This window comes from Mesorhizobium sp. M0159, from assembly GCF_040322295.1.
Lineage (GTDB): Bacteria > Pseudomonadota > Alphaproteobacteria > Rhizobiales > Rhizobiaceae > Mesorhizobium.
This window is the reverse complement of sequence record NZ_JAMYTF010000089.1, coordinates 1-12,268: the sequence shown is the minus strand read 5'-3', so window position 1 is coordinate 12,268 and position 12,268 is coordinate 1. Positions and strand designations below refer to the sequence as shown.

Here is a 12,268-nt window from a genome sequence, read left to right as displayed (position 1 = left end):
TTTCGGATTTCGGCAGATGTCGGCGATGGCGTGACCGCCGTCGGGAAGCGCTGGGGTGAATGCGGACCGACCGCTTCGTTGCGCCTGCGCGCGGTGTTGTCGGGACGGTGGGCGGCTGGGCGCGGCTCTGTCGGCCTCGATGATCTCCATGGACGCGCGTCGATCCGTTGCCGGAGGCTGAGTGCCTGCGGCTGAAGGCTGGACCATACCATGCCGGGTCATGGACAGCTCTCCCGGTCCGGTGCCGATGCTTTCGGCGGTCCGCGCGGCTGCCTCCAGCGTTCGAACGTCTCGATGACGATCATGCGGCCGCCGCAGCATGGGCATGGCGGACGGAAGTTGTCTGGTTCCGCCGATGGATCGTTCGTGGCGGGAGGCGCGGCCGCTAGCAGTTGGCGGGCGAGTGCGAGGCAGTCCTTGCGGGAGCCGCCGGCAAGCAGGCCGTAGTGGCGGATGCGATGGAAGCCGCGCGGCAGGACATGGAGCAGGAAACGGCGAATGAACTCGTCTGTGGCGAGCGTCATGACCTGCTGCCGGTCGGCGCCTTCGCGACGGTAGTCCTTGTAGCGGAAGGTGACGCCGTCCTCGTCGAAACGGATGAGGCGGCGGTTCGAGATCGCGACCCGCTGCGTGTAGCGCGACAGATAGGCGAGCACCGCCTCCGGCCCGGCGAACGGCGCCTTGGCGTAGACCACCCAGCGCTTCTTCCGGACCGGCGACAGGTGGCGCAGGAATGCCCGCCGTTCCGCGAGATGAGCAATTGCGCCGAAGAAGGCGAGCCGGCCAGCGTCGTGCAGCGCGACCAACCGGGAGAGGACCAGGCGGCGGAACAGCTTGCCGAGCACGCGCACCGGCAGCAGGAAGGCCGGACGCGACGACATCCACCGGCTTCCGTCCGGCGCGATGCCACCGCCCGGCACGATCATGTGCACGTGCGGATGGTGTGTCATCGCCGAGCCCCAGGTATGGAGCACTGCGGTGATGCCGATGCGCGCGCCGAGATGCTTCGGATCGGCCGCGATCGTCAGCATCGTCTCCGATGCCGCACGGAACAGCAGGTCGTAGACCGCCGCCTTGTTGTGGAAGGCGATGTCGGCGACCTCGGCCGGGAGCGTGAAGACAACGTGGAAGTAGTCGACCGGCAGCAGGTCGGCCTCGCGCTCGGCAAGCCATGTCCGCGCCATGGCACCCTGGCACTTCGGACAGTGCCGGTTGCGGCAGGAGTTGTAGGCGATGCGCCGCTGGCCGCAGTCCTCGCAGGCCTCGACGTGACCGCCAAGGGCCGCGGTGCGGCAGTGCTCGATCGCCGACATGACCTTGAGCTGGGCGAGGCTCAGGTGCCCGGTATGGGCGGCCCGGTAGGCGGGCCCGGCAGCACGGAAGATGTCGGCGACCTCGACCGAGGCGCGCACGCTCAGCCGTCGGGTGAGATCTCTTCCGGCTTGAACAGGCCAAGCTTGTCGAGCGGGCTCGTGACGGTGCGCACCGTGCGGGTTGCAACCTTGGTGTAGAAGGCTGTGCTGTTCAGCTTGGCGTGCCCGAGCAGGACCTGGATGATCCGGATGTCGGTGCCGTCCTCCAGCAGGTGGGTGGCGAAGCTGTGGCGCAGCGTGTGCGGCCCGACCCGCTTGGCGATGTCGGCCGCCTGCGCTGCCTCGACGACCACCCGATAGAGCTGGCGGGTGCTGATGGGCTTCATCGCATGCTGCCCAGGAAACAGCCAGCCGTCGCGATGCATCACGCCCTGCTGGCGCCCGACCTTCCACCACTGGCGCAGCAACAAGAGCAGGTCTTGCGACAGCATGGCGTTGCGGTATCGCCCGCCCTTGCCGCGCTCGACGCGCAACAGCATGCGCTCGCTGTCGACGTCGGCGACCTTCAGCATCGAGACCTCGGCGACGCGCAGGCCCGCGCCATAGGCGACCGACAGCGCGGCCTGGTGCTTGAGGCAGGTGGTGGCGTTGAGCAGCCGGGCGACCTCGTCGCGGCTGAGCACCACGGGCAGTTTGCGCGGATGCGCCAGACGAACGAGCTTGCGCGCCAGATCCGGACGATCGACCGTATGAGTGAAGAAGAAGCGCAGCGCCGACACGATGCTGTTCATCGTCGGCACGGGAACGCCGTCGGCCTGCTGCTCGATCTGGAACCGGCGCAGATCGTCCGCTGTCGCCGTGGCCGGTGATCGCCCAAGGAATGTCGCCAGGCGTCCGATGTCGCGGAGATAGTTGCGTTGCGTTTCCCAGGAGAAACGCCGCATGTTCATGTCGTCGATCAGCCGCTGACGAAGTGGACTGATAGGTGCATCAAGAACAGGATAGGGCATGGTCAGGCTCCTTGTTGAAGAAGCCTGTGATGCTCTGCCCCTGCCGAACCCCGCTCAACGCAGGCGCAACGACCGGTTCTTGATCTCTACCTCAACCGCGGGCGCCCATCCCGCGCAGCGGGTTCGTTCCTCGGCCCCATAACAGGACATTGATGTCTTCGCGCTGAGCGTCAGCAGTTGGCTCTACCGCGACCTTTCTCAGGAAGGCTGCACACCGACGCGATCTTCCTTTCACCTTGCGCAAACCTCCCTTCCGAGTGAGGCGTTCAGTGCGTCGGTTTGGTGGACTGAGGCACTTCTGAGTGGGACAACAACATTGAAAAACATTGGGAAAGATTTGAATGCTTTGAAGTCCCACTGATCTCTTACCAATTGATTTTTATGGCTTTCTGAATACCCTCCGGGCCCACCATAACCATTAATTTTATTGAGGAAAATACGCCTCGGCCCAAAACGTTTTGGGCCCATTATGGGCCGAAAAAAGGGCGGCCGATATGCCACCCTCCACTTGGTCGGGTTGATTCACTCATTTGATGACGCGCAGGGGTATCCGTTGCTTCATGGCGTCGCGTTTGGCTTCCCGCTCGTTAATGGCGCGGGCGATATCGACAGCCATCCGTCTCTTATTGGCCTCTCGCACATACTCGTCTGTTACCGTCATTGAAGAATGCCCCATCGCCTCCATGATAGCGCGCGCTTGGATGTTGCATTCGGCGAGATACGTGCCGAAGGTACGTCGCAGCCCGTGCAGGGTGTAGCCCTCCGGGATGCCGGCCTGCTTGTTCCAATGTGCCATCATGCCGGTGAGGCTCTTTTCGGAGAACGGACGCCCATAGGCATTCTTCAATACCGTGCCACCCTTAGAGCGATCTAATGGCACTAGAGCTTGCGCCAGCTTGTCCACGACAGGGATGAACATCTCGCGCCCGCCATGACGGTTGCGGTTTTTCTGCTGTCGGAAGTTGAAGGCTTCGATTGTTTCCAAGGAGCCATCGAACAATTCGATCTCCTGGAGGACCAAATCGTCCCATTCCAGTGAGGCGATATCGCCGCGTCGGCTACCGAGCCAGAAACCGAGCGCATAGCAGGTGCGCGGCGCTGAGCCGATTGGATGGTGCGCCTCGAACTTTTCACGAATGGCGATCGGCCAGGCGGGATTGGCAGTCGATTTTGGAATGCGGACGCGGATCGACAGCGAGGGATCGTCCTGCGGTTTGATCCATTTCTCAACGTCGATCGCCACCCACAGAAGCTTCTTGATTGCCACCAGCAGGTGCTTGGCAACCGTCCGGTTGGTGGCAAAGACGCTTTCAATAATCACACGCAGGTGGTCGGCATCGAGATGTTCCACCGGCGTGTTGCGCCAGGTCAGCGGATAGGCAGGATCGACCTGCATCTGAAGGAAGCGCTCAATAAGCCGAGCATTCTTCTGCTGCGTCGCTTCGTCGAAGTCCAGCCATTCCATCGTCGCTTCAAGTCGGCGTGCCGCATGACCAAATGTTTTTGGCAACGCCCGACCGGGCAAGTCAATGATGACAGCGTTTTGACGTTGGCCTTGCGTTGCCTGTTCATAGGCGGCTTCGAACTCAGGATCGCCTGGTCCGCCAGGAAGCCGAATTTCGGGCATTCCTTTGCCGCGATAGCGATAGATGAGCTTTCCGTTCTTGATGCGCGACGAAACGCCGGGGTAGCGGACATCTTTGAATGGCCTGGCCATTAAATCTCCCTTTGAGTTTTCCGCTGCCGTTGCTCCACAGGCGGGCAATCCTCCAGCATTGCCTGAAGCGAAAGGGTCTTGCTTTCCATGGCAACGCGCAGGAGTACCGGGTAAGGGAAGCCTCGACCTTGCTCTATGCCTTCAAAAGTGCGTTTCGGTATTCCCAAGACCTTGGCTGCACTCTCGGCGGTGAATCCTCCCTTCGCCCGCCAGGCTTTCACTTCTCGCGCGAGCTTTTCATTGTCGTTCACGTCATCTCACCCGCTAGGCGATGACCGTACTACGCCTGCAGCGTATACGCAATGTGCGTAGTTGCTTATCTCCTTATCGGCTCTCGTTTGCTCCGCTCCAGTAGTTGTTGGAGACCATTGTCTTTGTCTGGCAGGGCGGAGAAAGCGATATCGAGCGCCACACGATCCCAGATGGCGCGACTGTTGACGTGCTTAGGCCTCGGCATGCGGCCGTCAGCAACCATGTCGTCGAATAGTGTCGATCCGACACCGACATAGCGCGCTGCTTCCTGACGAGAGAGGCCGCGGGGTGGGTACGAAAGCGCGTCACTCTTCATAGACGCGGCCTCGAGAACGTCGGTATCGAAACAGCACAACGATATCAAATCCAGGCGGCTGGCTGCTTCGACAAGCCTCGGTCCCGATAAACGGGGCCATATTGCAGTCGGCACAACAAATCCACATCCCGCACCATCCGGTAATGAAGAGATCGTATTGCCCTAGATACGGGATGTTGCGTGGTGCGGAAGCTACCTCGCCGGCTCGTTCGGGAAAGGCGAGTAGCGACGTGCAAATCGGCAGGGTAAGATGCGGCAGAATGCTCCGGTGCAGATTTCGGGGGTTCAAGTCGCTAGACCGCTACATCGTAAGACCCACTATCGAGGAGGCGCTCTTTAAGTTTTGGCGGCATGCGGCGTGACAGCACTAGCGATCAAGCGCAGAGAGCCCGGAAAGTCGCGGCTCGTGGCAATAATAGATGAGCAGAACAACCAGAATGGGGTGAGTCCAGGGGGCTCGGGTGCGCAAATCTGCGCACGAAAGTTCGGGGCATCCGGCGGTTTTTGTCGATTGATTATCGCCAATCAGGCGACCCTGTGCTCTCGCTCGTCCATATTCAGTGGGTACGCTTCGTGGGTCCTTCCACGGATGTTTTTCGGAGCCGATACTCCCTTGAATGACAGGCATCGCTTGAGCACGTTGGGAGATCAAGTGGATGACGGCCCTCCCTACAGGTCAACGTGGCGTTCGATCACCCATTTGTTCGCCATGGCATCGTTCCTCCGGCACGCTGAAAACGATGTTAGCATGCGGGCGAGGCATGATGAAAACGGGGAAGGTCTCATGAGTTTCGACGATATCGACCTCAATTTGTTGCGAGTCTTTGACGTGATGATGCGTGAAAGGAGCGTGACGCGCGCGGCAAGCGAACTAAGCAGAACACAATCGGCTGTAAGCCACTCCCTATCGAAGCTTCGCTACCTGTTGCAGGATGAATTGTTCACGAGAGATGGAGGCGAGATGCGGCCAACGCCTCGGGCGGTTGAGCTGCTGTCGGATATTTCTGCCGCGCTGGCGACTATCCGCGCATCGATCGACCGGCATCAGATTTTCAATCCAGCAACGACGAGGCGCAACTTTCGGGTCGGACTTACCGACTACCACGCCATGATTTTCATCCCCGGGCTCATACGGGAATTTTCCAGGCAAGCTCCCAACGCGACACTGAACGTCATTCCCGCAAACGGGCCTGAAATCGGTTCCTCGGTCTATTTGAGACAAGTTGACTGTGCGCTGACGGGAGCGGCAATACGCGACGACCCAAGCCTCTTGAAGGTGGAACTTGGCCAGGATCGGCTGTTTTGCGCGGTGTGGAGTGGAAGCAAGATCGCAGGGAATGCCATGACGTTGGAAACATATTTGGCAAGTTCCCATCTGCAGATTTCCGCAGACGGCCTGGCTGAAGGGCTTGCCGATGCCGCCCTCAAACAGATGGGCCTACGACGTAATGTCGTAGCGACCATCTCGAACTATCTGGTGCTGCCCTGGGCTTTGCGCGGCACTGAACTGATTACCCATTGCGGCGATGCCATCCTGCAAATTCTGGACGAGAGAAGTGAGGTGACCTTGGTCCCGCCGCCCCTTGCCATATCGAATGTCAACGCGTGGCTCATCGTTCACCGCCAGATGGCGAATGACCCGAGCACCAAATGGCTTCGGGAGGTGATCGTCGGGATTTACAACGAGTCACGGACCAAGAGACGCCAAGGGTCGATCGACGTCGTGCCGGAACAACCGAACAGTAATCCGTGAGCGCGGTGCCGCTCATTCATGGGCGCACCTTCCAGCCGAAGTGTCCCGTCACTCCGGCCTAAACGCATGGCCCATTCGAGAGCATCTTGCGCGTTGATTTATGAGCCGTTCTCATTTTCGTAATGAGAACAATCAATTTGACGAATACTTATGCTTGAGAGCACAGTCCCTTCAACAAAAACAGGGGAATGCCGAAATGAGATCGACGTTTAAGGGCCTGCTTGCCCTCGCTATCGCGTGCACCGCCTCTTCGGCGTCGTCCGCAACCCTCGACAATGTCAAGAAAAATGGCGTGCTGACGTGTGGCACAAATTCGGCCACGGCTGGCTTCAGCCTTCCCGATAATGAAGGCAAATGGACCGGATTTGTGGTCGACTATTGTCGCGCCGTGGCTGCTGCCGTGCTCGGGGATGCGCAGAAGGTTAAGTTCATCCCATTGACGCCAAAAGATCGCTTCACCGCCTTGCAGTCGGGGGAGATCGACATTCTTGCACACAACGCAACATGGACATCGTCGCGCGATACGTCTCTCGGCATACTTTTTGCGGGGACGTACTTCTATGACGGTCAGGGATTTATGGTGCGCAAGGCGGACAACATCGCATCAGCCAAGGGGCTCGAGGGCGCATCGATTTGCGTCACCCAGGGCACCACGACCGAGTTGAACCTTGCCGACTATTTTCGCTCGCAGTCGATCAAGTACACCACGGTTGGTTTCGCCGACGAGGAAGCTGTCGTGAAGGCTTACGAGGAGGGGCGTTGCGACGTCCTGTCGGCGGACACCTCTACCTTGAACGCATCGCGGCTTCGCATGGCCAAGCCGGACGACAGCATCGTTCTTCCCGAACTGATCTCCAAGGAGCCGCTTGGCCCGGCAGTGCGGCAGGGAGACGACCAGTGGTTCAATGTGGCGAAGTGGACGCTTTACGTCATGGTGGCCTCCGAAGAATACGGGGTCACCTCCAAAAACGTTGATGCGATGAAGTCGTCGGACAACCCCAGCATCCGCCGTCTGCTTGGCGTGGAAGGCAGCATCGGCAAGGACATCGGGCTCGGCGACGACTGGCCGGTCGAGGTGATCAAACAGGTCGGTAACTACGGCGAAGTGTTTGATCGGAATGTCGGCAAGGACTCCCCGCTGAAAATGGAGCGCGGCATGAACGCGCTCTGGAACAAAGGCGGCGTTCAGTACGCTCCGCCGATTCGCTAGGCAAAGCATGGTTGCAAGGCGCTGGCGCGTTACCGCCAGCGCCTTGCACAGATCCGATAGGAACCCGCCATGTCCGATTTGTCGCTTCCAGCGCCCTCGCGCAGGAGCCTATCGCTGCACGATACGAAAGTGCGCGGCGTTTTCTACCAGCTCTTGCTCGCAGGTTGCCTGTTGGCTTTGGCCCTGGGCATCGGCATGCAGACCGCATCGAATATGCGGGTCCGGGGGATTCCGCTCTCATTCGATTTTTGGGGTGAGGCTGCCGGCTTCGACATCAATCAAACCCTGATACCGTACGATGCACTATCCACCTACGGTCAGGCGTTCTGGGTGGGAGTGGTCAATACCCTCTACGTCAGCTTCCTCGCAATCTTGCTGGCCACCTTGCTTGGCTTCGTCATCGGCGTTGCCCGCCTCTCGCCGAACTGGATCGTTTCGAAGGTGGCGACCGCCTATGTCGAGCTTGTGCGCAATGTCCCGTTATTGCTGCAGCTGCTGTTCTGGTACAACGCCGTCCTCAAGCCGTTGCCTTCCCCGAAGGCGTCCATCGCCATCTCCGGCCGCATCTACCTCAACAATCGCGGCCTCATCATTCCGGAGATCCAGTGGCATCCGGGGGCGGGGCTTGTGGGCCTGGCATTGGTAGCGGCCGTTTTCTGCTGCATTGCATTCTGGTTCCGCGCCAAGAGCGTCCAGAAACGAACTGGCAAGCAGCTGCCGGTATTTTTGGTCAGCCTGGCGACCTTGATAGGATTTCCGCTGATCGTGTTCCTGGCGGCTGGCGAGCCGGTCTCGTTTGTCGCGCCGCAGCTGCGGGGTTTCAACTTTCAAGGCGGACATCAACTCTATCCAGAGTTTGCCGCTCTCCTGATCGGTCTGTCGGTCTACACCGGATCCTACATCGCCGAGATCGTCCGGAGTGGAATCCAGGCAGTGCCAAAGGGCCAGAGCGAGGCTGCGTATGCGCTGGGGCTGGCGCCGGGCAAGACGCTTCGCCTTGTCGTTGTTCCGCAGGCGCTGCGTATTATCATCCCGCCTTTGACAAGCCAGTATCTCAATCTAATCAAGAACTCGTCGCTTGCGGTGTTCATCGGCTATCCCGACCTCGTTCAGATCTTTGCCGGGACGGTACTCAACCAGACCGGCGCCGCCGTCCAGGTCATGGCGATCACCTTGTCCGTCTATCTCGTTATCTCCCTTGCCACGTCGTTGGCCATGAACGCGTGTAACCGACATTTTGCGATCGTCGAGAGGTGACGCATGAGCGATCAGTCCATGCATTCGCCAGTTGTCAGCAGCGCGCTCATACCAGCGATGGCGCCCCCCGCTGACGTTTGGCCGGGTCCAGTGACCTGGATGAAAAAGAATCTGTTTTCGACGCCTTCTTCAGGCGCGCTGACAATATGCTTTATCCTCCTCGCCGTGTGGCTGCTGCATCACTTTCTGAGCTTTGCGATCTTCGACGCGGTCTGGAGCGGCGGCCGGGAAGCTTGCCGTGCGAACAGCCAAGGAGCTTGCTGGCCTTTCATTGCCGAGAAGTTCGACTACCTACGATACGGCGCGTACCCGGCTTCCGAGCGGTGGCGCGTTGATCTCGCACAGGCGATCGGCGCCATCCTCATCGTTTGGCTCCTGTGGACGAAGGCTCCGCGGCGCAAAGTGGCGGCGTTGCTATTCTTCCTTGTCTACCCCGTAGCCGCGTTCGTTCTCGTGCGCGGGCTCGCCTGGCTCCATTTGTCTGTCATCGATACGACGCTCTGGGGCGGTCTCTTGATCACGCTGCTGATGTCGATTGTGGGCATCGTCTTCTCGCTTCCGATCGGGGTTATCCTGGCGCTTGGACGCAGGTCCGAACTCCCTTTCGTCAAAGCGGTTTGCGTCACATTCATCGAAGTCGTCCGGGGGGTGCCGTTTATCACGGTATTGTTCATGGCGAACTTCATGATGCCGCTCTTCGTCCCGGACTATCTGACGCCTGATCGTCTCCTGCGCCCGCTCATCGCGATAGCGCTGTTCTCGTCCGCCTATATGGCCGAAGTTGTGAGGGCCGGCCTCCAGGCGATCCCGAAGGGCCAATACGAGGCGGCGAAGGCGCTTGGGATCAGCTACTTCGACATGATGCGCCTGATCGTCCTCCCCCAGGCGTTGACGATCGTCATACCGAGCATCGTCTCCACCTTCATCGGTCTGTTCAAAGACACGACTCTGGTCGCCATCGTCGGCATCGCGGATTTCCTGAAAGCCATCGAAACGGCGCGCGTCGATCCGAACTGGGCAGGCCCGACGATCTCATCAACCGGCTACCTCTTTGCGGGACTGGTCTACTGGGGCTTTTGCTTCGGCATGTCCCGTTACTCGCAATCGATGGAGCGCCAATTGGCGCGTGGCCACAAATCCTAGGACGCGACGATGAGCCCACAAGCAATGTACGCAGCGACGAAGGGGACGCCCTACAACAAGGCGATGGCTATCGAGCTGCGTGCTGTCAATAAATGGTTCGGTTCGTTTCATGCGCTCAAGAACGTCAGCCTCTCGGTGCCCCACGGTCAACGCATTGTGATCTGCGGCCCTTCCGGGTCAGGCAAATCGACGATGATCCGATGCATCAACCATCTCGAGCAACATCAGTCAGGCGAGATCATCGTCAGCGGTAAGGCGGTAACCGAGGATCTGCGCAAGATCGACGAGGTCCGCAACAACGTTGGGATGGTTTTTCAACACTTCAATCTGTTTCCCCACCTTACGGCGCTTGAGAATTGCACACTTGCGCCGGTTTGGGTGAGGAAGATGCCGCGCACGGGGCTGAGGAACTGGCGCGCCACTATCTGGAGCGGGTCAGAATTGCCGAGAAGGCCGACAGCTACCCAGGGCAGCTGTCGGGTGGCCAGCAGCAACGCGCTGCAATTGCCCGGGCTCTCTGCATGAACCCGAAGATCATGCTCTTCGACGAGCCAACCTCTGCCCTCGATCCGGAGATGGTCAAGGAGGTGCTCGACACGATGGTGTCGCTCGCCGGTGAAGGTATGACGATGCTGTGCGTGACGCATGAAATGGGCTTCGCGCGGGAGGTGGCTGATCGCGTGGTGTTCATGGACCGCGGGGAGATCGTCGAGACCAACACGCCCCATCAGTTCTTCACCAACTCCCGGTCGGAACGGGCGCGGCAGTTTCTGGCGCAAATCCTCAAATAGGGACGTCCGCAGACGCAAAGCGGCCCGTAACTGTGGCAATAGATTTTCCAGGTGAGTATCAAATGGCTTGTGCAGACACGCCCGCATCGGCGGTCGGGCAACGAAATATTGCGGGAATAGATTTCGACCAAATCCACGACCGCCAGCAATTCGGATCCGTCAAATGGGCCAACCAGTGGGACGAGTTCTCTCCTCAGGTCGAGGGCGAGGACCTGCTGTCCCTATGGACGGCGGATATGGATTTCCGTGCCCCGGAAACCGTCATCGCGCGGCTGCGCGAGGCCGCGGACCATGGCATCTACGGCTACACACGCCGCGATCCGCGCCACTATGAGATCGTGCAATCGTGGTTCACACGCCGGCACAATTGGTCACCGAAACTGGAGACCCTCCTTCCCGCGCCGGCGATCATGCCGTCTGTGGCTGCGATATTGCGAACCTTCACGAAGCCCGGTGACGGCGTCATTGTGCAGTCGCCCGTGTACTCGCCTTATTTCGAAGTGGTTCAGGGAAACGGGCGGGCTCTGCTCACGAACCAGCTGAGGCTGCAGAACAACAGGTATGAGCTCGATCTGGAGGACTTCGAGAAACTGGCGGCCGGCGGCGCCAAGGCGTTCCTGCTGTGCAATCCTCACAACCCCGCCGGAATGGCCTGGACACGAGAAGAATTGTCGGCGCTGAACGACATTTGTGAGCGCCATGGGATGTTGGTCATATCCGACGACATTCACTGCGACATAAGGCTGTCGGATCGTCCCCACATCGTCTTCTCCTCCATCTCGGACGATGCCGCAGAGAAGTCCTTCATCTGCACCGCTCCAACGAAGACTTTCAATCTTGCCGGGGTGCCTTCGGCAACCATTTCGGTAGCCAGCAAAAAGCGCCGCGAGGCGCTCTTTGCCGCAATGCAGGCGTCATTCATGGTGAACGCGAACTTTTTCGGCCGCCTGGCTCTGGAGGTTGCCTACAGCACCGGCGCGCCCTGGCTCGACCAACTCTCAGGCTACATCGCCAGCAACATCGATCTGGTTTGCGAATTCGCCGGTAAACATCTCCCAGGCATCACGCCCATGCGGCCCGACGCATCGTTTCTGGTGTGGTTAGACGCGCGCACGCTCGATTGCAAAGTGGGTGGAATTCAGAAGTTCTTTGTCGATCAGGCCGGGGTCAATCTGTACGACGGCCGCGTCTATGGGCCTGGCGGTGAAGGCTTCATTCGCCTGAACGTCGGCTGCCCGCGTCCTCTGCTGCGACGAGGGCTGGAGCGCATGTCCAGCGCGCTGGCCTCCTTGTAATCGAGCGGAATCTGGCCGGAGCGCCCCGAATGCGAATAGCCGTCATCAATCCCAATACCACCTCCTCGATGACCAGGGGGATCGTCGCGGGCCGCCCGGGGGGGGGGGGGGGGGGGGGGGGGGAGTTGGGGGGGGAGGGCCCCCCGGGGCCCCAGGCGGTCAGCAGGCGGCATGTTTTGGGCCGCCGGCTGGCGGCCGCGGGCCCGCAGCG

At 60.0% G+C, this 12,268-nt stretch carries 11 protein-coding genes and 1 pseudogene; 7 read left to right on the top strand and 5 right to left on the bottom strand.

The genetic code is table 11. The features are described from left to right. Positions 1 to 195, top strand: a 195-nt coding sequence (locus NKJ32_RS34080; protein WP_352830268.1) for a hypothetical protein, incomplete at its 5' end; no start/stop codon positions are given. Positions 196 to 218: 23 nt separating this feature from the next. Here the strand turns inward: NKJ32_RS34080 and NKJ32_RS34075 are convergent. The 5 genes from NKJ32_RS34075 to NKJ32_RS34055 all read right to left on the bottom strand — a co-directional run bounded on the left by NKJ32_RS34075 (position 219) and on the right by NKJ32_RS34055 (position 4,608). Further along, positions 219 to 1,412 carry an IS91 family transposase gene (locus NKJ32_RS34075; protein ID WP_352830265.1) on the bottom strand — a complete coding sequence of 398 codons (1,194 nt, stop codon included), beginning with the start codon at positions 1,410 to 1,412 and terminating at the stop codon, positions 219 to 221. 2 nt (positions 1,413 to 1,414) lie between these two features. Further along, positions 1,415 to 2,323: a tyrosine-type recombinase/integrase gene (locus NKJ32_RS34070; RefSeq protein WP_352830262.1), complete on the bottom strand. Its 909-nt coding sequence runs from the start codon at positions 2,321 to 2,323 to the stop codon at positions 1,415 to 1,417. 526 nt (positions 2,324 to 2,849) lie between these two features. Then, positions 2,850 to 4,040 carry a tyrosine-type recombinase/integrase gene (locus NKJ32_RS34065; protein ID WP_352594768.1) on the bottom strand — a complete coding sequence of 397 codons (1,191 nt, stop codon included), beginning with the start codon at positions 4,038 to 4,040 and terminating at the stop codon, positions 2,850 to 2,852. Then, the gene (locus NKJ32_RS34060; RefSeq protein ID WP_352594770.1) at positions 4,040 to 4,291 is read right to left on the bottom strand and encodes a helix-turn-helix domain-containing protein; all 252 of its coding nucleotides are present in this window, start codon (positions 4,289 to 4,291) and stop codon (positions 4,040 to 4,042) included. Before NKJ32_RS34060 ends, NKJ32_RS34065 begins: the two co-directional genes overlap by 1 nt. 65 nt (positions 4,292 to 4,356) lie before the next feature. Beyond that, positions 4,357 to 4,608, bottom strand: a complete 252-nt coding sequence (locus tag NKJ32_RS34055) for a hypothetical protein (RefSeq protein WP_352594772.1) — start codon at positions 4,606 to 4,608, stop codon at positions 4,357 to 4,359. Positions 4,609 to 5,392: 784 nt separating this feature from the next. Between NKJ32_RS34055 and NKJ32_RS34050 the strand changes: the two genes are divergently transcribed. The 6 genes and pseudogenes from NKJ32_RS34050 to NKJ32_RS34025 all read left to right on the top strand — a co-directional run bounded on the left by NKJ32_RS34050 (position 5,393) and on the right by NKJ32_RS34025 (position 12,057). After that, the gene (locus NKJ32_RS34050) at positions 5,393 to 6,361 is read left to right on the top strand and encodes a LysR family transcriptional regulator (protein WP_352830258.1); all 969 of its coding nucleotides are present in this window, start codon (positions 5,393 to 5,395) and stop codon (positions 6,359 to 6,361) included. Positions 6,362 to 6,557: 196 nt separating this feature from the next. Beyond that, on the top strand, positions 6,558 to 7,571 hold the full coding sequence (locus tag NKJ32_RS34045; protein WP_352830255.1) for an amino acid ABC transporter substrate-binding protein: 1,014 nt from the start codon (positions 6,558 to 6,560) through the stop codon (positions 7,569 to 7,571). Between the two features lie 69 nt (positions 7,572 to 7,640). Then, a complete protein-coding gene (locus NKJ32_RS34040; protein ID WP_352830252.1) occupies positions 7,641 to 8,828 on the top strand; it encodes an amino acid ABC transporter permease in 1,188 nt (395 codons plus the stop codon). Between the two features lie 18 nt (positions 8,829 to 8,846). Then, positions 8,847 to 9,971 (top strand): amino acid ABC transporter permease, encoded by a 1,125-nt coding sequence (locus NKJ32_RS34035; protein ID WP_502902729.1) that lies wholly within the window; start codon positions 8,847 to 8,849, stop codon positions 9,969 to 9,971. A 24-nt stretch (positions 9,972 to 9,995) separates the two neighbouring features. Continuing rightward, positions 9,996 to 10,762 (top strand): annotated as a pseudogene (locus tag NKJ32_RS34030) (amino acid ABC transporter ATP-binding protein). 62 nt (positions 10,763 to 10,824) lie between these two features. Beyond that, entirely contained in the window at positions 10,825 to 12,057 is a 1,233-nt protein-coding gene (locus tag NKJ32_RS34025) for a MalY/PatB family protein (RefSeq protein WP_352830247.1), read from the top strand. The last annotated feature ends 211 nt before the right edge of the window (positions 12,058 to 12,268 follow it).

Bases quoted from the DNA above. Each gene is read 5' to 3' on its own strand.
- NKJ32_RS34065 (WP_352594768.1), bottom strand. From the start codon at position 4,040: ATGGCCAGGCCATTCAAAGATGTCCGCTACCCCGGCGTTTCGTCGCGC.
- NKJ32_RS34040 (WP_352830252.1), top strand. From the start codon at position 7,641: ATGTCCGATTTGTCGCTTCCAGCGCCCTCGCGCAGGAGCCTATCGCTG.
- NKJ32_RS34055 (WP_352594772.1), bottom strand. From the start codon at position 4,608: ATGAAGAGTGACGCGCTTTCGTACCCACCCCGCGGCCTCTCTCGTCAG.
- NKJ32_RS34050 (WP_352830258.1), top strand. From the start codon at position 5,393: ATGAGTTTCGACGATATCGACCTCAATTTGTTGCGAGTCTTTGACGTG.
- NKJ32_RS34025 (WP_352830247.1), top strand. From the start codon at position 10,825: ATGGCTTGTGCAGACACGCCCGCATCGGCGGTCGGGCAACGAAATATT.
- NKJ32_RS34070 (WP_352830262.1), bottom strand. From the start codon at position 2,323: ATGCCCTATCCTGTTCTTGATGCACCTATCAGTCCACTTCGTCAGCGG.
- NKJ32_RS34035 (WP_502902729.1), top strand. From the start codon at position 8,847: ATGCATTCGCCAGTTGTCAGCAGCGCGCTCATACCAGCGATGGCGCCC.
- NKJ32_RS34045 (WP_352830255.1), top strand. From the start codon at position 6,558: ATGAGATCGACGTTTAAGGGCCTGCTTGCCCTCGCTATCGCGTGCACC.